This is a genomic window from Mesorhizobium cantuariense, from assembly GCF_042647205.1.
In the GTDB taxonomy this organism is placed as follows: Bacteria; Pseudomonadota; Alphaproteobacteria; order Rhizobiales; family Rhizobiaceae; genus Mesorhizobium; species Mesorhizobium cantuariense.
Genome location: NZ_JBHRVD010000001.1, coordinates 133,320 through 157,479, shown reverse-complemented (window position 1 = coordinate 157,479; position 24,160 = coordinate 133,320). Strand labels below are relative to the sequence as shown.

At 58.9% G+C, this 24,160-nt stretch carries 21 protein-coding genes and 3 pseudogenes; 15 read left to right on the top strand and 9 right to left on the bottom strand.

All coding sequences use genetic code 11. From position 1 onward, the window contains the following. The first annotated feature begins 163 nt into the window (after nt 1-163). The 5 genes and pseudogenes from ACFOJ9_RS00715 (at nt 164) to ACFOJ9_RS00695 (ending at nt 5,537) form a co-directional block, all read left to right on the top strand. A complete protein-coding gene (locus tag ACFOJ9_RS00715; RefSeq protein WP_378976436.1) occupies nt 164-1,279 on the top strand; it encodes a Fic family protein in 1,116 nt (371 codons plus the stop codon). Beyond that, entirely contained in the window at nt 1,263-2,507 is a 1,245-nt protein-coding gene (locus ACFOJ9_RS00710; protein WP_143748764.1) for a hypothetical protein, read from the top strand. The genes ACFOJ9_RS00715 and ACFOJ9_RS00710 overlap by 17 nt, the downstream gene beginning before the upstream one ends. A gap of 118 nt (nt 2,508-2,625) precedes the next feature. Continuing rightward, nucleotides 2,626-3,075: a hypothetical protein gene (locus tag ACFOJ9_RS00705; RefSeq protein ID WP_378976434.1), complete on the top strand. Its 450-nt coding sequence runs from the start codon at nt 2,626-2,628 to the stop codon at nt 3,073-3,075. A 51-nt stretch (nt 3,076-3,126) separates the two neighbouring features. After that, nucleotides 3,127-4,451 (top strand): annotated as a pseudogene (locus tag ACFOJ9_RS00700) (IS1380 family transposase). 264 nt (nt 4,452-4,715) lie between these two features. Continuing rightward, nucleotides 4,716-5,537, top strand: coding sequence for an IS5 family transposase (locus ACFOJ9_RS00695; protein ID WP_378976432.1), 822 nt, complete (start codon nt 4,716-4,718; stop codon nt 5,535-5,537). A 194-nt stretch (nt 5,538-5,731) separates the two neighbouring features. Here the strand turns inward: ACFOJ9_RS00695 and ACFOJ9_RS00690 are convergent, their stop codons facing one another. Next, nucleotides 5,732-6,187, bottom strand: a complete 456-nt coding sequence (locus ACFOJ9_RS00690) for a hypothetical protein (RefSeq protein WP_245331121.1) — start codon at nt 6,185-6,187, stop codon at nt 5,732-5,734. Between the two features lie 67 nt (nt 6,188-6,254). Here ACFOJ9_RS00690 and ACFOJ9_RS00685 point away from each other — a divergent pair. After that, nucleotides 6,255-6,459: pseudogene (locus tag ACFOJ9_RS00685) on the top strand (transcriptional regulator). On the opposite strand, the gene ACFOJ9_RS00680 reads toward ACFOJ9_RS00685, so the two are convergent. Further along, nucleotides 6,450-6,653 (bottom strand): helix-turn-helix transcriptional regulator, encoded by a 204-nt coding sequence (locus ACFOJ9_RS00680; protein WP_095085203.1) that lies wholly within the window; start codon nt 6,651-6,653, stop codon nt 6,450-6,452. The pseudogene ACFOJ9_RS00685 and the gene ACFOJ9_RS00680 sit on opposite strands and share 10 nt — an antisense overlap. Nucleotides 6,654-6,780: 127 nt before the next feature. Further along, nucleotides 6,781-7,779, bottom strand: a pseudogene (locus ACFOJ9_RS00675) (Ti-type conjugative transfer relaxase TraA); the annotation flags it as partial. A gap of 152 nt (nt 7,780-7,931) precedes the next feature. On the opposite strand from ACFOJ9_RS00675, the gene ACFOJ9_RS00670 reads away from it, so the two are divergent. Continuing rightward, a complete protein-coding gene (locus tag ACFOJ9_RS00670) occupies nt 7,932-9,260 on the top strand; it encodes a hypothetical protein (protein WP_378976429.1) in 1,329 nt (442 codons plus the stop codon). A gap of 6 nt (nt 9,261-9,266) precedes the next feature. On the opposite strand, the gene ACFOJ9_RS00665 is transcribed toward ACFOJ9_RS00670, so the two are convergent. After that, the gene (locus ACFOJ9_RS00665; RefSeq protein WP_378976427.1) at nt 9,267-10,799 is read right to left on the bottom strand and encodes a Fic family protein; all 1,533 of its coding nucleotides are present in this window, start codon (nt 10,797-10,799) and stop codon (nt 9,267-9,269) included. Between the two features lie 1,189 nt (nt 10,800-11,988). Here ACFOJ9_RS00665 and ACFOJ9_RS00660 point away from each other — a divergent pair. The 3 genes from ACFOJ9_RS00660 to ACFOJ9_RS00650 all read left to right on the top strand — a co-directional run bounded on the left by ACFOJ9_RS00660 (nt 11,989) and on the right by ACFOJ9_RS00650 (nt 15,852). After that, nucleotides 11,989-12,879, top strand: coding sequence for a SctD/MshK family protein (locus ACFOJ9_RS00660; protein ID WP_095085197.1), 891 nt, complete (start codon nt 11,989-11,991; stop codon nt 12,877-12,879). A gap of 292 nt (nt 12,880-13,171) precedes the next feature. After that, nucleotides 13,172-15,307: a type III secretion system export apparatus subunit SctV gene (sctV, locus tag ACFOJ9_RS00655; RefSeq protein ID WP_378976425.1), complete on the top strand. Its 2,136-nt coding sequence runs from the start codon at nt 13,172-13,174 to the stop codon at nt 15,305-15,307. Further along, nucleotides 15,304-15,852 carry a tetratricopeptide repeat protein gene (locus tag ACFOJ9_RS00650; RefSeq protein ID WP_095085194.1) on the top strand — a complete coding sequence of 183 codons (549 nt, stop codon included), beginning with the start codon at nt 15,304-15,306 and terminating at the stop codon, nt 15,850-15,852. Before sctV ends, ACFOJ9_RS00650 begins: the two co-directional genes overlap by 4 nt. A 310-nt stretch (nt 15,853-16,162) precedes the next feature. Here the strand turns inward: ACFOJ9_RS00650 and ACFOJ9_RS00645 are convergent, their stop codons facing one another. Continuing rightward, the gene (locus ACFOJ9_RS00645; protein ID WP_095085192.1) at nt 16,163-16,411 is read right to left on the bottom strand and encodes a DUF982 domain-containing protein; all 249 of its coding nucleotides are present in this window, start codon (nt 16,409-16,411) and stop codon (nt 16,163-16,165) included. A 159-nt stretch (nt 16,412-16,570) separates the two neighbouring features. Next, a complete protein-coding gene (locus ACFOJ9_RS00640) occupies nt 16,571-16,873 on the bottom strand; it encodes a DUF982 domain-containing protein (RefSeq protein ID WP_378976423.1) in 303 nt (100 codons plus the stop codon). Between the two features lie 351 nt (nt 16,874-17,224). Between ACFOJ9_RS00640 and tnpA the strand changes: the two genes are divergently transcribed. Both tnpA and tnpB (ACFOJ9_RS00630) read left to right on the top strand, forming a co-directional pair. Next, nucleotides 17,225-17,662 (top strand): IS66-like element accessory protein TnpA, encoded by a 438-nt coding sequence (tnpA, locus tag ACFOJ9_RS00635; RefSeq protein ID WP_378976421.1) that lies wholly within the window; start codon nt 17,225-17,227, stop codon nt 17,660-17,662. Then, complete coding sequence (gene tnpB / locus ACFOJ9_RS00630) at nt 17,659-17,868, top strand: IS66 family insertion sequence element accessory protein TnpB (RefSeq protein WP_378976419.1); 210 nt, start codon at nt 17,659-17,661, stop codon at nt 17,866-17,868. The genes tnpA and tnpB (ACFOJ9_RS00630) overlap by 4 nt, the downstream gene beginning before the upstream one ends. 6 nt (nt 17,869-17,874) lie before the next feature. Here tnpB (ACFOJ9_RS00630) and ACFOJ9_RS00625 read toward each other — a convergent pair whose 3' ends face one another. The 3 genes from ACFOJ9_RS00625 to ACFOJ9_RS00615 form a co-directional block, all read right to left on the bottom strand. Further along, entirely contained in the window at nt 17,875-19,992 is a 2,118-nt protein-coding gene (locus tag ACFOJ9_RS00625) for a recombinase family protein (protein ID WP_378976417.1), read from the bottom strand. A 304-nt stretch (nt 19,993-20,296) separates the two neighbouring features. After that, nucleotides 20,297-20,719 (bottom strand): helix-turn-helix domain-containing protein, encoded by a 423-nt coding sequence (locus tag ACFOJ9_RS00620; RefSeq protein ID WP_245331263.1) that lies wholly within the window; start codon nt 20,717-20,719, stop codon nt 20,297-20,299. A 159-nt stretch (nt 20,720-20,878) separates the two neighbouring features. After that, nucleotides 20,879-21,208 (bottom strand): DUF5372 family protein, encoded by a 330-nt coding sequence (locus tag ACFOJ9_RS00615; protein ID WP_167392284.1) that lies wholly within the window; start codon nt 21,206-21,208, stop codon nt 20,879-20,881. A gap of 23 nt (nt 21,209-21,231) precedes the next feature. Between ACFOJ9_RS00615 and tnpB (ACFOJ9_RS00610) the strand changes: the two genes are divergently transcribed. The 3 genes from tnpB (ACFOJ9_RS00610) (at nt 21,232) to ACFOJ9_RS00600 (ending at nt 24,127) form a co-directional block, all read left to right on the top strand. Continuing rightward, on the top strand, nt 21,232-21,408 hold the full coding sequence (gene tnpB, locus ACFOJ9_RS00610) for an IS66 family insertion sequence element accessory protein TnpB (RefSeq protein ID WP_095090364.1): 177 nt from the start codon (nt 21,232-21,234) through the stop codon (nt 21,406-21,408). A 69-nt stretch (nt 21,409-21,477) separates the two neighbouring features. Then, nucleotides 21,478-23,199, top strand: a complete 1,722-nt coding sequence (tnpC, locus tag ACFOJ9_RS00605) for an IS66 family transposase (protein ID WP_378976415.1) — start codon at nt 21,478-21,480, stop codon at nt 23,197-23,199. Beyond that, a complete protein-coding gene (locus ACFOJ9_RS00600; protein ID WP_378976413.1) occupies nt 23,093-24,127 on the top strand; it encodes an IS110 family transposase in 1,035 nt (344 codons plus the stop codon). The genes tnpC and ACFOJ9_RS00600 overlap by 107 nt, the downstream gene beginning before the upstream one ends. The last annotated feature ends 33 nt before the right edge of the window (nt 24,128-24,160 follow it).

Here is a 24,160-nt window from a genome sequence, read left to right as displayed (position 1 = left end):
TCGCTTGAGCTCGGTTTCACGAGAGCCCGTCCGGCTTTGGCGGATGCGCCCCAGGATATGGGTATTTTACGGCCACCTATTGGGTACTGACTGAGGTATAGATAAGATTGCTATAGCTCACTTTTTTCGCCATTATGAGTTATAGAAAGGCGTTCTATAGCTCATGGCATGGAATTGGGAACAGGCCGACTGGCCGCATTTTACCTACGACAAGATGGCATTGGACCCGCTGGAAAGCGAGTTCCTATTGCGATCGGGCGAGTTCCTCGGCGTCTTTCGTCACGTCGGTTCCGAGGATCGCGATCAGATCCGCATCGAGCTTATCAGCGAAGAGGCCTTGAAGACATCCGCCATTGAAGGGGAATACCTCAACCGCGAGAGCCTGCAATCGTCCTTACGGCAGCAACTTGGGCTTGGAGGTGAAAACAGACGCATTCCTCCAGCGGAGCGAGGCGTCTCCGAAATGATGGCCGACGTGTACTTGCATTTTGCGCAGCCGCTTTCGCATCGCACCCTCTACGCCTGGCACAAGATGGTGATGTCGGGTGAACGGCGTATCGAGACTATCGGCAATTACCGCCAGCATGCCGATGCCATGCAGATCGTCTCCAATCGGCTGGACAAGCCCAAAGTGCATTTCGAAGCGCCACCCTCATCGCGCGTGAAGGCCGAAATGGACGCTTTTACCATCTGGTTCAACGATACCGCGCCCAAGGGCCAGGCTCCGCTACCCGCGCTGACGCGCGCCGGTATCGCCCATCTCTATTTCGAGAGCATCCACCCGTTCGAAGACGGCAACGGCCGCATAGGGCGCGCCCTTTGTGAAAAGGCGCTGGCGCAAAATCTGGGCGAGCCGAGCCTCATCGCGCTAGCCTATACGATCGAGCGTCATCGCAAGGCCTACTACGACAGCCTGGAAGGCAGCAACAAGAGCAACGCGATTACCGACTGGCTGCTCTACTTCGCCAACACGATCCTTGAAGCGCAGCGCGTAACGCTTGCTCGTGTCGAATTCTCCATCGCCAAGGCCAAGTTCTACGAGCATCATCGGGGTCAGTTCAACGAGCGCCAGGAGAAGGTGATCGCTCGCATGTTCCGGGAAGGTATCGACGGTTTCAAGGGTCATCTCAGCGCTGAGAATTACATCGCCATCAGCCAGGCGTCGCGTGCCACGGCGACGAGGGACCTGCAGGATCTGGTTGCCAAGGGTGCGCTGACAAGAACTGGTGAACTCCGACACACACGTTACACGCTGAATATTCGTGACGATCGTGCGTAAATCCCATCAGCGAACGAAGGGACAGGCTGTCAAAGAGCCGGCTTGTCTCAATATCGGTGAGTGGCGGGCAGCTACCCGGCAGGAAGTTGTGGAATGGGTTACCCGCGACCGGAAGCCTAAGAAAAGAGATGGCGGTGCCATTCTCGCGGTCAGGGCACGGCTCAAGCCGGTAGACATCTATTGTTATCTGAAAGCTCGCTTTGGCGAACCGAATGGTTTTCAAAACTTCCTGCGCAAGGACGACAGCGATAACTGGATACACTGGGACTACAGCCTCAAGGCCGGCGGGACCGACGTGTATGTCTGCGGCATGTCGCGCGAGATTCATATCATGGTCGGCGAGGCGCTCACGCACCAGCAGTGGCGGGACCTGATTGTCGGTATCAGAACGGATTATGCGAGGATCGGTCCGCAGAAATCCGCCGTACTACAGAGCCTAGAAAAATTCGTCGTCTTCCAGAACAAGTTTGTCAGTATCGCAGGCCTGTGCGCCGACTTGCACGCAGCTATTGTCGATGCCCCGGCAAAGACTGCTTTTCCAAAGAGATCGCCGGCTGCCAAATCGCGGTTGAAAACTTTGGAAAAAGCCATGCAAGGCGTATCCGCACGCGCAAACGATCTCTTCGGCAACTGTCTAAAGCTTCACCTTCTGATGCCGGTTATGGCCGAGGCCTTCATCAATATGGTGATCCTCATGTTCACGCGCGATGAGATCCGAAATGCCCCGGAGGCCTATCAGGCCTTTATCCGGGCCAAGATTCCCGACCGCCTCGCGCTGCTCAGCCAGCATTGCGATGGCTTTGCACGCGACATCGACAAAAGCACCAACGCCTATGCGCATTTCATGCGCGTCGTCGATAGGAGAAATTTCGCATTGCACGGTAATGTCGATCCTATCCGCGAGCAGATCGAGGTGGTCTATTTCGATGGCAGACGCCCGCTCTTCAATACGCCGGGAAACCATGTCGAACGATTCTTCGAGCATCTCGAAGCGATTCATCGGCCCGAAGAGGTCGTCTCCGATTATGAGGCCGTTCACGCATTTCTGTGGGAAATTACGGAATGCCTGAACCCTCGCACGCAGGCTTTCTTTAAGCAGGTCATTGGGGATGCATACCCCGGGTTCGAAGTCCATAAGAAGCGGGCTACCCGCATCCTGCCCGACCACGTGATGATGGGTATGTTACCAAGTATGCTCTACGACGACGACCTGAATGTTAAGTGGTGAGCGAGGAGAGTTCTTTGGAACAATTGCTCTAGCCCACATAAGAATTTGCGCGACATGACAAACATGGAATTGGAAAACGCAGGGCGACCAAAGGCGCGTTCTCTCGAAAAAATATTTGATGACTTTGCGTGTTCTCGCGCAGAGCGCTGGGGTTTTGCATGATATTTCTGCTATCGTGTATCGCGATTGGATCGTTGCTATTGATTTGCGCGAAGGTAAGGTCGCCGACGATCCAGAAAAGCGCTGGTCTACCACCAAGCTAAACAGCAATGAGTTCATGCTCTTGCTCGGGCTGATGGTTCAGTCCGCGTCGGATCGCACCTACTCCGTTGTCAATCTTGAGAACGATTTTGCTGACACAGCCGACAAGCTTCTCAGAGAATTCCACGACCGGCTTACACTGGATTCGATGCCGGATTTCAGTGATCCTGCAAAGATCGAAAGGGCTCTCGGTGCCGCTGCTCGGGAAGCCATTTACTATGGAGCTGACAGCTTTCTTTCTCCATCAGCTAGCCCGGAAAATTCATGGGGGTTGGCGGATGTGGTGCAAGCCGTTGAAATGACGTAGGATTTGGTTGCTTAAGCCGATCCGAACCATTTCCCGGAGACCACACCCGCCATGAATGATCTTACGCTGCCGCTGAGCGGTTTGTCATCAGTCGGCGGCAAGTCCGTCGTCGCCCGTTTTGACGGCGGCATGTTGTCCTCGAACAGTGGTGTTCTGGCTCTGGCCGAGGTGGAAAAGCGGCTGCGTGTGGCCGACCGTGTGGCGCGTTGCATCGACGATCCGCGCCGCCCGGACCAGATCATCCACAGCCTGGCGGACATGATCGGCTTTCGCATGAAGATGATCGCCGCCCGGTTATGAGGATGGCAACGACGCCAACCGGCTGCGCTGCGATCCGGTCTTCAAGATGGCCCAGGATGCGCTGCCTTCGGGTCGGGATCTGGCCTCGCAATCGACGATGTGCCGGCTGGAGAACCTGCCTGGCGTGCGGGAACTGATCGTTATGGGCCGGGCGATGGTCGACCTCTATTGCGCTTCCTTCCGCCAGGTTCCGAAGCGACGACACTTTTGACGCCGTGCATGGCGGCCAGCAGCTCCGCCTGTTCAATGCCCATCACGACGAATACGGCTTCCAGCCGATTGTTGTGTTCGATGGCGACGGCCGGTTCGTCGGTGCGGTCCTGCGACCAGCGAAGCGGCCGAGCGGGGCAGAAATCCGCCCCCACCTGCGCCGCCTGGTGCGGGCGATCCGCAGCAATTGGCCGAACACCGGCATCCTTATCCGGGCCGACAGCCACTATTGTAGTCCGCAGGTCATCGACTGGTGCCGCGCCAACGATGTCGACTTCATCCTCGGCGTGGCGCCCACCACGACCCTGCGCAAGCATGTCGCGGACCTGGAGAGCAGCACGATGGCGCGTTTTGAAGTGTCATCGAAGACGAACAAGGTCCGCCGCTTCAAGGAGTTTTTTGACGGCGCCGCCAGTTGGAGCCGCGTAGAGCGCATCATCGCCCGCGTCGAGGTCGGCGCCCAAGGTGCCGATACCCGCTTCATCGTCACCAACCTTGCAAATGGCAAGGCCAAGGCGCTCTACGAGGATGTCTACTGCCGGCGCGGCGCTGCCGAGAACCACATCAAGTCGTGGAAGACGCATCTCGCCGCCGACCGCACCTCCTGCACAAGAGCGACGGCCAACCAGTTCCGGCTGTTCCTGCATGCCGGCGCCTACTGGCTGATGTGGGGCCTGCGGGCCGCGATGCCGAAACGGTCTTCCTTTGCCGTCGCCCAATTCGACACGCTGCGATTGCGCCTCATCAAAATCGCCGCCCGCGTGGTCGAGATGAAAACCCAGATCCGTCTGCACCTGCCGACATCCTGCCCCGACCAGCGTATTCTGCGCATCGTCCTCAGCCGCATCCCGCAACTCGCGACATAAACGATGGGGCGCAGACGTCCCGAAACAAACCCGCCGACCTCAACCCGCAAACCCCCGCCTTCCGTCACGACGGATCATCGCCGGCGCCCGACGAGGCTTGTCAAAATGCACCCCAAGGGCGGCCAGATCGCCATGCAGGCCGCCGAAAGCCGATCGCCGTGCATCAAGCGGGCTAGAGCGTTTTGCCCGAGACCGGTAAGAGACCGTTTTGAAAATCGGCTTGGTGGGGTTTCGTCTGAGGCTGGGTTATGATTCAAGCTGTGGATGTGGACAAAGCAGAGCCGTGGGCGGATGGCCCAGATTGCCAAGAAGACGAAGCGCTACCCGTCGGATCTGACGGACGAGGAGTGGGAGCAGTTCGCGCCGCTGATGCCCAAGCCCGGGCGGCGTGGCCGTCCGCGCGAGGTTGATTTCCGTGAGGTGATCAACGCGGTGCGCTACCTTGTGCGCTCGGGTTGCGGCTGGCGGATGCTGCCGATCCATTTCGGCGCCTGGCAGACGGTCTACGGCTGGTTTCGCGAGTTGGCGCGGCGCTTTCTGTTCCAGACCATCCACGACGTGGCGCTGATGCTGGACCGCGAGCGAGCCGGGCGCGAGGCCAGTCCCACGGCGGGCGTGATCGACAGCCAGTCAGTCAAGGCTCCGCAAGCTGAAACAAGAGGTTATGACGCCGGCAAGAAGATTGTCGGCCGCAAGCGCCACATCGCCGTCGATACGGATGGGCGGCTGTTGATGGTCAACCTGACGCCGGCCGATATCTCCGACAGCGCCGGCGCTCAGGCGATCCTGGATGGTATCCGCAAGCGCTGGCCCTGGGTGAAACATCTGTTCGCCGACGGCGCCTACGACCGGCTGAAGCTCCTGGATAAGGCCGCCTATCTGGACTTCGTGGTAGAGATCATCCGCAGATCCGACCAGAAGGGCTTCGAAGTCTTGCCCCGCCGCTGGGTTGTCGAGCGCACCTTCGGCTGGATGACAAGATGGCGCCGCCTCGTGCGCGACTACGAGAAGCGCATCGACGTCTCTCACGCCATGATCCTTGTCGCTATGGGCGGCAATCTCATCCGCAGAAACGCTCATCCCTGAATTTCAAAACGGACTCTAAGGTTGAACACGCAGCTCGAGTGCTGTTTGGGATGGCGGTTCAAGTTCCAATGCGGGAGGGGTGCACGGGGAACCCCAAATGAAGACTAGCGGCCTGGTTTTCCAGATCGATCAGGTTGGCCGCCATCGCTTGATATTGCCTGCAGTCCGCCTGAACGACGGATCGCTCAGGCCGTTCAAGCGGCAGGCTCCCGGCGATTTCCTTTAAGTCGGCAAGGACCGAAGCAATATGCGGCCAGCGAAAAGTCTGTTGGATCGTCGATGTCACGATCCGCGCCAGCGATGATTTCGAGCTTAGCGACTACGCCAAGAAGCGAATGCGCCCGTATGTCAGGGATTTTGTCTTGAAGCTTCAAGGCAGCAGTCGTGGCCTCGACTTCCGCTTGGCAGGCGATTGAATAGCCGACCTTCTTATCCATCGCGTTCGGGGCCGCAGCGTCGAGCACGCGTCTCTCTAGACGCTGTTGAAGTCGGCAAAGGACATTCGAAACGTGCTGTGCCCGCGACCAGCCTCGCAGCAGCAGAATTGCTGGGTCTGTATCCTCAAAATGTCTTGACGCATTTGCCGTCTGCCGATCGCGTCGGCTGGTCGTGACGGAAGGCAAAGTCGTGCTATTGTCGGAATCAGTCATGATCCGAGCTCCTAACAGCTTGGGGCGTGGCAAGGCTGCTGAGGGTGGTCGTAACACCCAGTGCAAGATGGCGCGGGTTGCCCTGGGTTGGGGGACGAGAGACTTGGAATGCTGGAGTTTCACCGGATACTGTCGCCCGGTTTGAGCGGGGAGAGCAACTGAAGGGCACTACCGTCGCAGCACTCCGGAACACATTTGAAGCCGCTGGGATAGAATTCATTCCGGAGAATGGCGGCGGTCCTGGTGTTCGTTTGGCTCGCACTCAGAACTGACGCCCTGTTCGCCATGCAACAGGATCGGCGATCCATCGATCGACATCGGATTCTCTCCAGCCCGCCCCGTTTATGCTGATCTTGATCTGCGCGGGGAACGTGCCTTCGGCAATCTTGCGATAGAGGGTTGAGCGGGACAGGCCAGTCCGGTCAAGGACGGTTCTGAGGCGTATGATACGATCTGGCTCGGGCATAGCTCGCCTGCTTTTCAACGGCTGTTGCCGGTATCCGCTGGGACAACAGTGCGAACCAATGCTGGACGCAATCAGACTTTTCGCCTGACCCGCCTCTGGCGTGGAAACGGCGGCAAATCGGAGGGGTTCAGATTCCTATTCCGCGTCCCCTGCCGATGCCATAGCTAAATGCGAGCTCCGCAACGAGGCTACGGCCGGAATCGGTATGAATGCCAAGATCACGTTTGCGGTTGGCAAGGAGCGATTCCAGCTGTGGATCGCGTTCAAGGCTCTTGGCCATGTCGGACATGGCCGAGCGGGTCGACTGGTAGCCCGACATGTCGCCGGCCTGGTATTGCGTTAGGCTCGTGCGATCGAGCTTTTGCCAGCGTTCCACGAAACGGGCGGCGCGGCGGCCCGGATCAGTGTCCAGCCCAGTGCGGATTTCGGTTTCAAGCTGGAGAGCCAGCACGATGCGGTTGACCCGGCCGGCCCCCGCCTCACGGACAAGCTCGGGATTTTTCGCATAGGCCGCTTCGGCATCGCGCCAGCCGTGCGGCCGAACCTTCTCGAAAGCACTGCGGGCATCCCTCAATTCGCGCATCTGCTCGGGACTACCCTGCCCGTCCGCATTTCCAGTGCTGAGGATCGCGTCGAGCGCGCGTGCGTGGCGCACAAGCGCGTTCGTGCGAGCGCGGCGCAACGCCGCTTCCGCGTCCATCGGCATATCCGTGTCGCGCGACACTCCCTTGGCGGGAGTATTTCTTTCGGGCGTGGAGCCAGCGTCAGCGATTTGCGCTCCAACATTCTCCCTTCCCGGACTGCGTCCACGGTCCTGGCCGGGCTCGGCGTCTGCGGGCGAGCGCCACCCGTCCAGCAGCCCGTCGATCCGGTCGCGGAGCTTTTCCGGAACAATCCGGCGCACGATCTCGACCACACGCTGGCGGAAGGTGATACCGCGCCGCTCTGCATAGCTCTGTACCGGATCGACTAGCTCGTAATCGGAAGCCATGTCCTTGGCGCGGTCACGCGATAGCGTGCGGACAAGCCGTTCGCGGGTCGCGAAGTCGTCGCCGCCGTAATGCAGGTCCATCCCATCTCGATGCCGCGACAGCGCAACGTAGCTGCCATGTGCGTCCAACGTCGGCCACAGCCACCGACGTTTCGTGGGAGTTGATACTGGCCCACTGGGATGACCAAACGGAACTGCTTTACATTAGCAGCACTGGGCCGACTGCGTCTGATCAGCTTGCAAAAGCGCTCTGTGGCGATGACACGACACGCATCAGGGATCAGGCAGTGTTTCGTTGCTTCCACGATTTCAACCAGCTGGTCATCCGCAACTTGGGCATGACGCACCGCCAGGGCGGTGGAACGCGCTACTCCATGCTCATGGGGATCGACGTTAGCGACGGTATAGACAGTCTGATGAAGGCGGAGCGCATTCAGAACAACATCTTTGGTTGTGGCTATGAAGACGGCGAGCCGCGTACGTTTGGTTGTTCGATCAAAGGAAAGTTCTGGTCACAGTCCCGCATCCACGATCTCACCGACTGGACTGCGTGGTGTCATCGCCTGGGTGCGCTCCTTGACAACGACACCATCCCGGAGTCAGCGGCGTTCGCGTCTGCCATGCGACCCCGCCTCATTGCTGTACGCCCAGATGCTCACGCGCTGGTGATTCATTGGCCTATGAGCCTTCTGCTGTCCTTCGAGGAGCGAATTGAAATTTCATTCGGCGAGAGTTCTTATCCGTTTGCAGAGTGTGATCTCGCACTCTCGAACAACGCTCGTAGCGGTGCGCTCAAGTTTGACGTGCGCGCGCACGACAAGAAGGCGGAGTTTGAAATCGGCTTCACGGCGACCGACGCGACTTATAGGCAAACATCGGGTCCGCCTTGCCGGATAAAAACGCATCGGCATGACCGGACGATGGCGGAGTCTTTTGCGGACGATGCTCCGCAAATCGACTTTGGCGACGGATCGTTCCTGATCTACTCACATCTCTACGTTCCGCCGAAGGAACTGGACTTAACGCCCATAATGGATAGTGCCATTGTTCCTTGGGACTGGACTGGAACAAACCCGCGCATCGAATCGCAGGGTCCGGAGCGCCGTACGGACTCTGTACAGTACCGCGTCATTCAAGAACTGAAGAAAAGCGATTACGACATCATCTTCGATGACGACGGTACCGGCGAGTTTGCTGACGTTATAGCGATCAAAGTCCGGGAGACATCGGTCGATGTGCTGATGTGCCATTGTAAATATGCTGGTACCGATGCGGGCAAGGCGCGGCTGGACGATCTCTATGAGGTTGCAGGGCAAGCGTTGAAGTCAGTGCAGTTTTGCCACAAGCCAAAACGCTTCCTTCGGAATATGATGAACCGCGAGAAGCGTCGGCTGGAGCGTGGGGAGTCGACACGCTTTGACCGTGGTACGCTGGGGGTCTTGAGAAGGCTGCATGCGAGCTGGAATCAGTATCGCTTCGAATACAAGGTTTGGATCGTGCAGCCAGCAATCTCAAAAGCTGCAGCGACGCAGCCTATTCTCCAATTGCTTGGCTTCGTGGGAAAGGCGCTGATCGATCATCGCCGCATCCCTCTGACCGTCGTCACCAGAAGCTGACGCTTCTCAGGCGCTTCGATCGGCAGACCAAGTAACCCGCTCGGCCAGAAACGCCGCAAACGGCTTCACATTCATGTTGCCGCTCGCCTCTTCCAGGCCCGCCAGGTACGCCTTGCGGTCTTCCACCCTGACAACAGTCCACGGATAGCCACCGGACGCCAGCATGGCATTCATGAGGAACCGCGCCATACGGCCGTTGCCGTCCGGATAAGGGTGCACATAACCTACAAGCCAGTGCCCCAGCACGGCGCGCACGGAAGCGTCTTTCTCCGTTTCCAGCAAGTCAAACAACTCGTTCATGCCATCGGGAACAGCCTCTGTTCGCGGCGGTACATGCTGCGAACCGCGCAGGTACACCGGGTGGTTCCGATAACCGGCAAGTGCACTCGCCCTGAGTATGCCAGCCGTCACGGACGGCGCGAACAGCTCCCGGTACCACTCCCTGTGTGTATCGCGCGTCAAGGCTCCTGCTGGCGCGCCATCAATGATGGCCGCCACGGACTCTTTGACTTTCTGAAACGCGAGATAGTAGCCGCGCGCGGCGAGCGCATCGCGGTTTTTCCGGTCCGCTTCATCGATCTCCGGATTCCAGCTTCCTTCGCGCACGCGGTCGATGAGCTCGGGCGTCACGCTGTAGCCTTCGATCGACAGCGAGTGATAAGCGTCGCTCTCGTAGATATCCTCCACGAACTTCATGTAAGCGTTCTTGTCGGACGGAAGGCCCGGCGCCTTTGGGAATATCTCTATGATCGCTTCGCGCTGGGATTCCCAGATTGCGCGCAGGCGCGCGACCAGCGGCGGCACACCCGCCGCTATGGTCGTAACCCCGGTCCGACCCGCGAACGGATCGGACTCGCGCACGTCGTACCCGGCCGCTTTGAAGGTTGCCACAATTTCATCAGCGAAGGCATCACGCCCTACGCGGCGGAATGCGCCCGCGAGTCGCCCCGCCACGGCGGAATGGCCGCCATCAAGAAGGAGGGCCAGTACCGTCGATACATCGCGCACGGACGCCATGGCGACCTGCATTTCGATAGGCGCGCGCTGGAAGAATCCTTCCGGTACACGGATAAGCGCGGCCTCAACGGTAAGCACCCGCTGACCGTTCTTCTCCGTCAGCTGTTCCGGCATTTCCTTGACCGCAAGGTCGTAGAGGGAGGTGCCGAACAGCAGGTCGATCCTGTTGTTCTTTCCTTTCGGGGTATTCACCACCACCTGTGGAGGGATGGTCGGCGCTTCCGCATGCAGCAGGAGGGACTGTTCGGGAGACAGGAACCAGTCTTTGCCGAACCGGTCATTGCAGTACAGCGAACAGAATTCCCAGAAGCTTGCGTACCAGGGGGTGGTGTCCTGTTGCTGGGCCTGAGGGCCGGTGGACATGACCCAGCCTTTGATCACATCGCGCAGAAATCCGTTCGCCACCAGCCGCTCCCGGTGGACGCGCGTCAGCTCGTCTGACTTGAATATGCGCCGCCCTTGCTCCTGCAGCTCTTTGAGGATGGCTAGGGGCTCTGCGAGTTTTTCATGGGGCTTGGCCACGGACGTGCCTTTGCAAGTTTTTTGTGTTGTGCGAATACAAGTATATAATGCTGCACCAGCACAAGTCAATGATGCCGTGTAATCGCAAGTTTATTAAGTTGTTGAATCGCAAGTTTATTATGCGAAAGAGATTTAAAATATAATTTCTTCAATGCGTTAGCCTCGCAGGACGCACCCGGCCGACCGCCGAGTCCCTAGAGGCTTTTAAGAGGCCAGCAGATAGCCAAGGCTCCCGAAGCTAAACCTCTACGCCCAATAGGGCTGCCGCCTTGGGATCGTACCGGTAGCCGGTGATGGTCCTGTTCCTGATGCGGTCAACGGCCTCGTCCACACACAAGATCGTGCGCGACCATTCATTTTGCAACAGCGCCGCAGCCGCTTTTTGTTGAGACTGGTCAGCTTCTCGAAAGCTCGCCCTCCTAACGTTTGATGAAATTGATCTTCTACGCCTCGCCGTTAACGGAAACAGATGTGGGAATACCTGATGATAGCAGCAATTGGCGATAGACTTGGATCCTTGGCCCGCACCGGGCATGGACATTCGAATGGACAGTCGCGGCACGCATCCAGCGAGCCCTCTGGTCATAGCAGCGGGCCTTCTGGTCCTACCAGGCCGGGTGGCGAGATCGGTCGAGCGGACAGTCCGACCTTTTCTGGGGATGGCTCGCAAGCTGCATCTGAAAGCGATGCCTTCGAGACGGCTCTCCGTTCTGTTGCGCTAACTATTGTGAACGATGCCATGGCTGATGCCGACGACGCTCTGGCAGACACTGAAGAAGATGCCTGACGTTGGGTGGTCCGCGTCGGGAGGTGCGTGCCGTCGGTGACGGCACAGTTCGAACAGAAGGGAAACGATATGAGTAAAATAGGTACTCTTGGTAGTTTGGGTGGTGCTGGCGCTGCGGCTGGTGCGGACGTAGCTTCCAAAGCCGCTGGGGCTGCCGCATTCCAGCAGCAAATCCAGGAGCTAACGGCGGTTAGCTTGGAGGCTACGGCTAGGAGTATAGAGCTGCGCACTGTTACGACCAACTTGCAGACAATCAAGAAAGCGGCCGACGAACGCGTTCAGTAATCTCGGAAACGGGGTTCTGGAAACCCTCGATCGCTGCCCTGGGTGGCGCGATGTGTGACCGAAATGAGCCGCATGGTAATTGCCATGCGGCTTCTTTCCTGATTCGGGAGATCATCCTTGAATGACGCTGTTTCCCTTCATTTCGAAGTTCTGTCGGGGGTCTATTGCGGGCTGACCGGTAAGCCGACTCTTGAAACGAACTTAATCGGCAGTGGCCTCGACGCCGATATAATCTTCGTCGAGCAAGGACTGGCGCCACATCATTTTCGTATCACTCTTCTTGGGAATTCGATCGAGGTTGAGGCGCTTGCAGGCGGACTCAGCATCGAGGACAATCGGAATATTGCAGCAGGCGAGTGCGTTGTGCTGCCCCTTCCTGTCATCATTCACGCCGGCGCGATGTCCATTCTCTGGTCAGCGCAGGATGCAGCGCCGACTGGTTCGACCGCCAGACCACGCCTCTCGATCCTTATGCTCACCTTGGTGTTACTCGGCTCTCTCGGGATCGGCGCACTCTCGGCTATGTTCTCCTATTACGGCACTGCTGATGCATTGAACGCCAAGTCGCCAGGTGCCGAACTTGAATTCAAGCTGACCAATAACCGCGCTGATGATCAGGCTACCGTGGCTGTGGCCAAAGACCTGCAAGAGGAAGTCGATAAAGCGGGCCTTCACAATATTATGATCGGCTCCGCGAAGGGCGTCGTGACCGCTGAGGGCACCGTCACGTCAGCATCGATCAGCAGTTGGCAGAGGGTTCAGCAGTGGTTCGATCATCGCACGAACGGCGCTCTCACACTGGTGAATGGAGTGGTTATCAAGGAGGAGAAGGCGCCATCCGCCATCGCGGTTGAAGCAGTTTGGCGTGGGCCCCTTCCGTATCTGATAATCGCTGGCGAGAAGTATTTTGTCGGCGCGCTTTTGGATGATGGCTGGACGGTCGATCGGATCGAGGAGGGTCGTGTGCTGATGAGCCGAAATGGTCGCGTTGCTGCTCTGCCGTATTAAGGGCTTTCAGCTTCGCGGGCCGTATTCAGGAGAACTCCAATGCTCAAGCTATCCCCCTGCTGCGGCTTCTCGCCTATCCGCTCATCCCGGAAGGTTTCGGCGATGAGGCACCGATGGTCCTGACCACACTGGATACGCCTAACCGGGGATCCTCGCGCTTTCCTCTGACTACCCTCGCGTGGCGATGCGCTGCGTGGGACCGGCCGCAGGGACGAGGCGCGCGCGGCCTTCGAAAGCTACGTTTCACTGCGTGGTAGCCCAGTAATTCTCAAACGACCACAAAGGGGCCCACATGCCCAACGTCCTGCGTAACTTCATCGACCGTGCGCCGGCCAACCCCGACTTAATGGTCGCGTTGATGCTGCTGCTGGCGATAGGTATGATGGTCATGCCAATCCCGCTCGTGGTTGTCGACACGCTTATCGGATTCAATTTGGGTTTGGCCATATTGCTGCTGATGGTTGCCCTGTATGTCAGCACGCCGCTTGATTTTTCGTCTTTGCCGGGCGTCATTTTGATTTCCACGGTGTTCCGTCTGGCGCTTACCATCGCAACGACACGACTGATCCTGGCCGAGGGAGAGGCAGGCAGCATCATCCACACGTTCGGCGACTTCGTAATCTCAGGCAATATCTTCGTCGGCTTTGTCATATTTCTGGTCGTGACCATGGTCCAGTTCATGGTCCTCGCGAAGGGTGCCGAACGCGTAGCGGAGGTGGCGGCCCGCTTCACGCTCGACGCTCTGCCGGGCAAGCAAATGGCGGTCGACGCAGAGCTTCGCAACGGCCACATCGATGCCAACGAATCTCGCAGGCGGCGTGCCGCATTGGAGAGGGAAAGCCAACTTTTTGGCGCGATGGATGGCGCGATGAAATTCGTAAAGGGCGACGCCATCGCCGGGCTCGTGGTGATCTGCATCAACATGCTGGGTGGAATTTCCATCGGCCTGCTTTCGAAAGGCATGTCCTTCGGCGAGGTTCTGCAACACTATACTCTACTGACCATAGGTGACGCGTTAATCTCGCAGATTCCGGCCCTGCTGCTTTCAATTACAGCGGCAACCATCGTCACGCGTGTAACGGGGGCCGCGAGGCTCAACCTTGGGACCGACATAGTCAATCAACTCACGGCCAGCAAGCGAGCATTGCGGCTGGCGGCCTGCGTCTTGGTTGCGATGGGGTTTGTTCCCGGTTTCCCTCTGCCCGTCTTTCTTACGTTGGCCGCAGTCCTCGCCGTCGCAAGCATTGCCAAGGGCGATGGGCAGGGCGCCGACAATACCAATGCTACAAGTGCAGATCAAGTAGAGCCTCAAAAACAAACCGTGCCTGCGCAGGCAAGCCCGCTCGCCTTCTTTCTTGCGCCGAGCCTTACGCATGAGATCGACCAAGCCGAATTGGAACAGCACATTGCACGCGTTTCGCAACTCGTCTCAGCTGATCTCGGCATTATCGTTCCGCGCATTCCAGTTGCGGTCGACGAGCAGCTGCCCGAGTCGCAATTTAGAATAGATGTCGAGGGCGTGCCAGTCGAACAGGATTTGATTGATCCGACACTGCTAGAACTCGCAGACGGTCTGGCGAACATTGAACTTAGCGGCATCCCCATTCGGCATGATCCAGAAGCGGACAGAATCTGGGTCGAACAAGGCCATGCACCGGCTCTCAACGCTGCCGGCATCCGCTATCACCGAGCGAGCGAACTCCTTGCCTCGCGTGTCCATGCGACGTTGACCCGCTATGCACCGCACTTGGTGGGTATCCAAGAGACCCGCGAATTGCTGGGCCGAATGGAGCACGATTATGCTGATCTGGTGAAGGAGGTGCTGCGCACGACGCCTGTTCCCCGGGTTGCCGATGTGCTGCGCCGCCTGCTGGATGAAGGTATCCCTATCCGCAGCACCCGCCTCGTCTTGGAGGCATTGGCCGAATGGAGCGAACGTGAGCAAAACGTCGCGCTGCTCACGGAATATGTTCGCTCCGGCATGAAGCGGCAGATCTGCCACCGCTATGCCAACACACAAGGTATCGTGCCCGCCTTTATTATCGAACGTGAGAGTGAGGATATGGTGCGGAGTGCGGCTCGAGATTCGGCTGCGGGCCCCTACCTCGTGTTAGAGGATCTGCAAAGCGAAGCGCTGCTGTCACAGATGCGCAGCATCTTTTCCAGCACAGCACCGGATCAGACCCGCCCCGTCATATTAACTTCGATGGATGTTCGACGCTTCGTCCGCGGCTTTCTCACCCGAAACGGGATCGATCTGGCTGTGTTGTCTTATCAGGACCTTGCCTCCGACTTCACGATTCAACCCGCCGGATCCGTCAAGCTCCCCCCTGGAACAGAAGGGGAAATGTCGGGGGACTCTCGCAGTATCCGCGTTGCCGCCAACTCAAAGGCACAGCACTCTATGACAGCTGAGAACCAAACATGAATTCACATGAGAATATTGCCACTCCGCCGTTACTTTCATCTCGTCTGCGCTCAGTTCTCTTCTCAGTACTCGCCATTGTTCCGCTCGGAGGTTGCGCTAGCTGGAACAAGCCAGTTCTTTCAGTGAAGGAGACGTCGCCCCCAGAGTTGCTCGGCGCTGATCAGATCGATCCGGCCATACGCGAGCGCATTTTGCGCGCAGTCGGTCAGGATGCGCAAGAGCGGGCTTTGCGGGATGATCTGAAGCAGCATCCGGACAATGTCGATGCGGCAATCCGTCTTACGAAGGTCTTGCTGGCGCAGAAACGCCCGAATGAGGCGCTTCAGGTACTCGACAACCTCTTGGTAGCAGCTCCAAGTAATTTGCGGGCGTTGAACGCGAAGGGAGTTGTTCTGGATTTGGAGGGGCGACATGACGCGGCAAGAGCGTTATATCGGCAAGCTCTTGAAACAGAGCCAGGGAATCTGATGTTGCGCCACAATCTCAACTTGTCGCTTGGGGTAGACGGGAAGGCCGAAAGGAGTGCGTTGGCACGATCGCGATAGCCGTGCAAAAGGCCCCGGACTGGCACACAGGAAAACGAAATTCCAACCGGGACGTCGTCAGTTGGATGTTTGCCGTTGATGAACAGCACTGGGAACAGAATGTGCCCTTGAAAGGACGGCCGATCATGCTCTTACGCGCCATTCTAAAGACACAGCTGGGCGTTGGCGCGGGTTGTAGAGTATACCCGGCTGAGTGCTTCTTAGGAATGGCGTTCTTGTGCGTGGGTTGGATACCGCACTTCTGCGATCGTCTTTTTGTGCGAGAAACCAGCAGCGAAGCAACGAAGAAATTCCTGACCATCCTAGTTAATCAATCGCTGCGCAGAATCTTTGCTTCGAGTGCAGCAGCCACGAAAGCCCTTCGAGCAGCTGGCGGATGAATTTCACCGCGCAATACCTGCAGACAGGCGTTCATCGCCACCTTCCGTTTCTCGGTCTGACGATGAAGGTCACGCAGTAGGATAGCGGCCGCGTCATTAACATCGAACACCATACGCTCTGAGCTGTGGCGGGTAACCTGGATAACGACCGGCCTCTCAAATCTGCTCGAGCGGGTCATGTCTGTACCCACATGCGGTAATAGCCTTGGTCGCACTTGCTTGCCCAGCCGAACAATTCTCGCCCATTTTCGAGCAGCGCTTCCGCTTTCGCCATGCATGAAATCTCGACACATTGCCCTCCCTCGGCGCGCCCAGCACCAGCCGCATGGCGCCGAAGCCTAAACTTGTGCTTTCCCGGTGCCCGACTTGCAAGCAGCGAGCCACTGCATTGCGGAGGTTGCATCCTCCAATATGTTGGCCGGTTTCGCAAAGCCGAAAAAGGCATTACGCGCGGCGCTCACAGGTTTTCGTCCATCGTATGCATCATAGCACGTTCTGAGGGCGGCTTCGTGGATTAGGTCCCTGCGATCTTCTGGCCATTCATTGAGGAAGTCGACAGCGTCGGCTAGACTGGCAATCTCTTGCACGATGTGAGTTGCGCGCTTCACGAAAAGTGGGCTGTTGAAAGCCTCCTCGTTCATCTGTGCCTCCCGACCTCGCGCCATTAGGCCAAAGACTGCACGTTGTCTCGCGCGTGGCTCGACAGTCCGACCCGAATTCCCGAATCCCGGCTGCCGCACGCTTTTGTGACGGACGCTGTTAACACATTTTCTGCAATCGCACTGAGAGCAGTCGCCTTTTTCATGCTGGTCGACATCGGCCGCTCTCTCTCCCGCTTATGCCAATGCCTCCGTAGACCGTATTTCATGCCAACCACGCCGATCTCCAGGCGCTCGATCCCGGTGGTGTTGTCGGAAGTCGGTACAAGATGATGCGTAAGCGGTGCGCCAAGGCACCTTGCAATAGGCCGATGAACATGGAGTTTTCGCGCCATGACATTGGAACATGCAGAGGGCGATTTGGTCGCCGAGTTAAGCGGTGCGGCGGCGGCCGAAGATTGTGCAACGACGCCCGGGCGCGCGCGGCAACGAAGGCTGTGGAGCTGCACTGAGAAGCGCGCGTTGGTCGACCTGGCGAGCGCGGCGGGGTCGTCGGTGACCGAGGTCGCGCAAGCGTTCGGCGTAGCCCCATCACAGCTCTATGCCTGGCGCAAGCAGATGGCCGGCGGCGAGCCTGATGCCGATCAGGCGATGGCGACCTTCGCGCGCATCGACGTGAGCGATCTGCCCGAGGTTGAACGCCCCGTCGCCGATTGCCCGGACCCGGCCGGCAGGATCGTCGTGGCTTTTCCGAGCGGCGCGCGATTGCGGATCGACGGGATCGTCGATCCGACAGCGCTGCGTATCGTCCTGACGGAGTTGACCAAGTGATCACGGTGGTGCCGACCGACCGGATTTACCTGTGCTGCGGCGCGACCGATATGCGCCGCGGGATCAACAGCCTGGCACGCATGGTGCAGCAGGTGCTCGCGCTCGACCCGCACACGGGCGCGATCTTCTGCTTCCGTGGACGCAAGGGTCATATCGTCAAGATTCTGGCGCATGACGACCAGGGATTTTGCCTTTTTACAAACTAACTGGCTTCATACTACAGCCCTTTCCTTGAGATCGGAGCATTTTGAGGAGTTGAGTCGGCGGATGGCTTCTGCCCGATGGGCGAGCTGGTTCCATCGGCTGCACTGCTTGGCTGGGACGTGCGGTCCTGGCAGCTCATAGAGGCCGATATAGCCGTTGTAGGCATGTCTTTTCACGATGTCGTATTTCGCCCATCTGACCAGGGTACATTCGGTGATCCCGAGTTTTGCGCAGGCTTCTGCTTTTGTCAGCATTCCCCGCTCGCGCAGCCGGTCGTAGCGCGAGCGCAGACCATATTGCTTGACAAGATAGATGACGCGCAAGTCGGTGAACTGGGCGTCAGCCTTGCCGCGCCGCGCTGAGCCGCCGGGACGGATTCCCCTTGCATTCAGGATGTCAGCGATTTCAGCGCAGATATGATCGTCGAGAAGCTTGTCGACCAATTCGACCACCTCGGGCCGGGTCCTTACCTGCTGTGCGGAGGATTTCGGGTTCTGAGTGGTCAATGTTTCGGTCCTTCCGCCTCTGAAGCGGATGTGGATCCGGGTCTCTCCCTCGGCCTGGAACTTGAGCAATGTGACGTCTTCGACAAGATAGGCAAGGAGTCGCTTGCGTTCTCGGTTCGGCAAGGTGGGGTCGCACCAGACCGTTTTGAAGTCGGCCGTCATGGCGATCAATCGATCACGGATTGCATCGTCGAGTGTCGCTCGGTCTTCGCGTAGAGCGCGCGCTCTTTCTTCTCGTAGATCAGCCAGCATGCGCAGTTTGTCGTTCCATTCGCGTTCAAGGGTGTCGGCAACCAGGCGGTTGTTCGGATCGACCAGCATAAACCGCCGCTGTGCAAGATCGGCATCGATTTGGGCGCGTTCGACGGCGCGGAGCCGGAGTTTGTCCGCTTCGTCATAGCGCGCTTCGATCTCTTTTCGGATCTCCAGAGCTAATTCCACGGCGGCGGGCGTCATTTCCGCGGCGATCAGTTCACCGATCGCCGCGTCGACGGGCCAGCCTGCGATCGACTGGCAGTGAGGCTCACCCCGAGAGACGTAGGCGCGGCTGCAGACGTACCAAGTGTCCACCTGACCGCGCCGGGTGACGTAACGGGCCCTCATGTGGCAGCCACACCGCCCGCATATGACGCGCCCCTGCAACAAAGCCGCGCCTTCGCGCGGTGGCGAGACCCGCGCGGTCTGGTAGCCTTGGCCATTGGCCTCGAGCGCCTTCAGGTTGTGCTGGAACTGCTCCCAACTGATATAGCCGGGATGGGCGTCCGGGATGCATGCGAGCCATTCATTGGGCTCACGTTTACGGACCTGTTTCTTTCCGTCGACGGTCCTGCGGTAAAGACGCTGGCCATAGGCATAGACGCCCGCGAAGCGAGGATTGTGCAGCGTGCGTAAGGCTGTCGATGTGGTCAGGGGTTGGAAGACCACCCGCTTGCTGTTGCGGAACCGGGATGGGAAGAGCAGACCTTCGCTGGCAAACGCCTTGACGGTCTGCGTAGCCGACCCGACCCGCGAGAACGTCTCGAAGAAGTGGGTGATCATCTCCCGGATCTGAGCGTCTGGATCGAGGACCACATCGCCAACCTCATTATAGATGAAGCCGGTCGGAAGGGGGCAACGATATTCACCGCGGCGTGCTTTGTTGAGAATGCCACCACGCAACCGGGCTTTGATAACGTGCAACTCGGCCTCGCTCATCGTGCCCTTGAGGCCCAGCAGAAGCCGGTCATTGAAGTTGGCCGGGTCGTACACGCCATCTTCGTCGAGGATGAGTGTGTCGGCCAAAGCGCAGATCTCCAGCAGCCGATGCCAGTCCGCGTTGTTTCTGGCGAGGCGGGATACTTCCAGCCCCATGACGATCCCCGCGCGCCCCATGCCGACATCGGACACCAAGTGCTGGAAGCCTGCGCGCCACGCCGCTGAAGCGCCGGATTCGCCCTGGTCGCTGTCGATGACGGTGATCTGGTCGTCGCGCCATCCAAGCCCGATCGCGCGACCACGAAGATCGTATTGACGCTTGGTGCTTTCGACGTTCTCCATGACCTGTCGCATCGATGACTGTCGGATGTAGAGGTAGGCGCCACGCTCGAGATGATGCGATTGGACCTTGAGCTTTTCGTTCATGCTGTTCTCCGTTCAGGGGCCGCCATCACGATGGTGGCGAGCAAGTGGATGATTGTGCGTCGCTCGGACGTTTCGTCTGCGATCGGCAGCCTGGCGACTGGCGGCAAAGCCGCGGGTGGGGACCAGCCCGGCATACGCAAGATCGCGCTAACCCAGGCCCACATGCCGCGATGCAGAAGGATGGTAAGACCGCTGCGTGCCTCCAGAGGGAGCGCGGCGCCAAGCGCGGCGGCGCGCAGTATTTCGTATCGCTCCGTGGCGCGGGACTGCATCGCGCAATGCAATTGCGCACCGCCACTGATGGTTACACCGTTTTTTTTTCGCCGAGCGCACGCTCGATTGTTCTGGGGTGGACATCGAGTCCGAACTCTGTCCGGAGCCGGTTCGTCAGTTCGCGTGCCCGAATGGGCTCGCCCGGAACCACCTGGGCCCTGAGGAAGGCCAGCACTTCGCTCTGGATCTTGTGCGGGCCGTGCGGGCCGCGCTTCCTCGGTACTAGGCCGGCCAGACCCGCGTCCTCGAAGTCGGCTTTGGCCTGGTAGAAGGTCGGCCGGGAGACGCCATATTCGTCGGACACCTCCGTTACCGACATTTTGTCGACCGATACGCGCCGCAGCATCTCGTACTTCACCTGCACGATGTCGCGCGGATCGAAGAAGCCGTCCTCCCGGAACTTCTGATCGCCGATTTTTTCCGGGGCTGGATTGAGCGTGCCATCCTCGGCCAAAGCGCTGCCTTTCGATTGCCTGTGTTTGACGCTGTCCGACACCTGCGCCGCCCCCGATGCCGACTCAATTGACGTAATTATAAATATGTCGCGTATGGCTAAACCGTCAAGCGGATATCTGTCAACAAATCGAGTATAATCTCTGCTAATACGGCACATTCAGCGAAGTTCCCATGGGTTTTGCGGCGTTATTTTCCTTGCAACATCGGCAAAATTTCCCTTACAATCTTGCGGCGTTGCGCATCTCCCTTGCGATATGAGGCGCTCTACGAGACCGCTGAGTTCCAGTAGGTCGGTGAGGCTGCACAGTGCGCGCCCGTTTCCCGCGATAACCTCAAGGCTGGGGCCTGCTGCATCGGTCCATTGCGGCGGAACAGTGCAAATCCGGCCATCGTCAAAGCGCAGCAGCAATAGCTTGCCCCCTCGGTTACCGCGCTTCCCAACGCAGGCACCTCGCTGCCCGGAATACGGATGAAAGGGGTGAGTCACTGTCACAAACTGCGACGGGGACGATGAACCGCCTGCATTTCCAAGTGAGTTACAAAAGGCTCACCGATGGTTGTTTCGCTTGGCCAACCACCAAGGATCAGGTCACCGTGTCACTCACCAAGGCGCAGCTTTCGCTGCTTTTGGACGGGATCGATTGGCGCCGGCCGAGCAAGATTTATCGACCGCGTCTGGCTGGCTGATTTTGACGTTTCTCATTGATTTTGTGTCGATTCTGCTTCCGTAACGGAGCTCTTTCGTATTTAATTTGGGTGTCGGAACAGACCCCCTCAATCGCTGATTTCCTCGCCCGGATCGCCCTTCTGGAGGCGGCCGTTTCTGCCCGTGACATCACCATCGCTGAGCGGGATGAGCAACTGCGAAGGGAGCGCGCCGAGGCCGCACTTCGCATCCAGCGCCTGCAGCTGCAGATCGCTCGCTTCAATCGCAAGGCCTTCGGCCGCTCGTCCGAGAAGCTGGGCCAGATGCTGCTCGAACTCGAAGATCTCGAGACAGATTTCGCCGTCGGCCTGCCCGATATCGAGCTGCCCATCGTCGCCGACACCGACAAGGTCCGGGTGTTGCCGGTGCGCAAGCTCAACCCCAACCTGCCGCGAAAGAGGATCGTTCGCGAACCCTCTTGCGCATGCTGCCCGGGCTGCGGCGGCGATCTGCGCGCCATGGGCGAAGATAGCGAGGAGATGCTCGATCTGGTCGCCCAGGCCTGGCAGGTGATGGAGACCATTCGACCCAAGTACAGCTGCCGGACCTGCGATAAAATCATCCAGGCGCCGGCACCAGCCAAGGCCATTGCACGCGGCAAGCTCAGCTATGCCGCGCTCGCCCATATCATGATGGCGAAGTGGGGTTATCATCTACCCTTCTACCGTCAGGCACAGATGATGGCCGCCAAGGGCGTCGATATCGAGCGATCCACCCTTGCGCGCAGCGCCGGCTACGCCGCCACCTTGCTCGATCCGATCTACAATCGCATCCGCGAGATCGGCCGTACCCGCACCAAGATCCACACCGACGACACGCGGCTTCCGATCCTGGCGCCCGGCACCGGCAAGACGCACAAGGGCGCGCTCTGGGTTTACGTCGCCGACGACCGCAACTCAGGCTCGCAGGAGCCGCCGATCGCCTGGTATCGCGCCACCATGGGACGCGCCGGCGAGAGCGTGATGACCGAGCTCGCGGGATTTGCCGGCACGCTCCAGGCCGACGGTTTCAGCGGCTATAACCAGATCTACAAGGGCGGCGCCATTCGAGAAGCTGCCTGTCTGGCCCATCTGCGTCGCAAGATAATCGACGTTCACGACAGCCAGCCGACCGAACTCAGCACGACGGCGATGGCCGGTATCCAGGCGATCTACCGGATCGAGGAAGAGATACGGGGGCTCCCACCCGCCGAGCGATTGGCCGCACGACGAAGCCGGACCCGACCACTGGTCCGGGCGCTGCGACGACAGCTCATGCGCCAGGGCAACGGTTTGTCGCGCCATGCCGATATCGCGAAGGCCTTCGCCTATGGCACCAGGCGATGGCGCGCGTTCAACCGCTTCCTCCACGATGGCCAGCTCGAGCCCGACAACCTGATCGCGGAGCGGGCGATTCGTGGATTTACGGTCGGCAGGCGCAATTGGCTTTTCTCGGGCAGCCTCGCCGCGGCAGAGCGGTCCGCGGTCGTGCTCAGCATCATCGAGACCTGCAAGCTCTGCGGGGTTGATGCCGAAGCCTACATGGCCGATGTCGCCGAGCGCATCCAGAACGACTGGCCAGCCTCGCGCTGGGACGAGCTGATGCCGTGTTGGGGTGGACGGCTCCCAACGGCATCGCAATGTGCCAGAATGAGTTCGTTGAAAGCTCAATCGAGGGAGACCGTCCGTGGAAGAGATTATCAGAATTGGCATGGATACGTCAAAGAGCGTTTTCCAATTGCATGGCGTGAACGCAGGCGAGCAACCAGTCCTTCGCAAGAAGCTTTCGCGTAGGGAGATGGTGAAATTCTTCGAGAAAACGCCGCCGACTACTATCGCACTCGAAGCCTGTGGAGGCTCTCATCATTGGGCGAGGCTGTTAAGTTCGTTCGGTCATGAGGTGAAATTGATAGCGCCTCAGTTGGCGAAACCTTATGTGAAACGCGGCAAGAACGACGCGGCGGACGCGGAAGCTTTGTGTGAGGCGATGAGCCGACCGACGATGCGCTTCGTGCCGGTGAAGACCGCGGACCAGCAGGCGGCGTTAATGCTGGTCGGTGTGCGAGAGAGACTCATTCGCAATCGAACGCAGCTCGCCAATGCCATACGCGGGTTTGCCATGGAGTTCGGCATCGTCGCGGCCAAGGGCATGTGCCGAATCGAACCGTTGCTGGAGCGGATTGCGGCGGATCAATCCCTGCCTGAATTGGCCCGCGAGCTTTTTGCCATGCATGGCGTTGAATATCGAGATTTGCTGGCTGAAACGAAAGCCGTCGAGGAAAAACTGACCACGTTGCACCGCTCCAATGAATGCAGCAGGCGCCTGGCCGAAATTCCGGGTGTCGGGCCGGTCGGCGCATCGCTTTTGATGATGAAGACCCCAGATCCCCGAACGTTCAAGTCGGGTCGCGATTTTGCCGCTTGGATAGGCCTCACGCCCAAAGACCATTCGACCGCAGGCAAGGTCAGACTGGGGGTGATCACACGTGCTGGCGACGAAATGCTGAGGAGCATATTGGTGGTTGGCGCAACTGCCCTTCTTCAGCATGTCAGAGCAGGTCGAAGCAGACATGCTTCCCGATGGCTGATCGAACTCCTGCAACGGAAGAAACCAAAGCTGGTTGCGGTGGCGCTCGCCAACAAGATCGCCCGTATTGCGTGGAAGCTCATGGTGAGCGGCGAGGCGTATCGGCGGACAGAGGAGCAAACGCAAGCAACATAGGAATTGGTCATCACGGTGAGCAGAATAGAATGC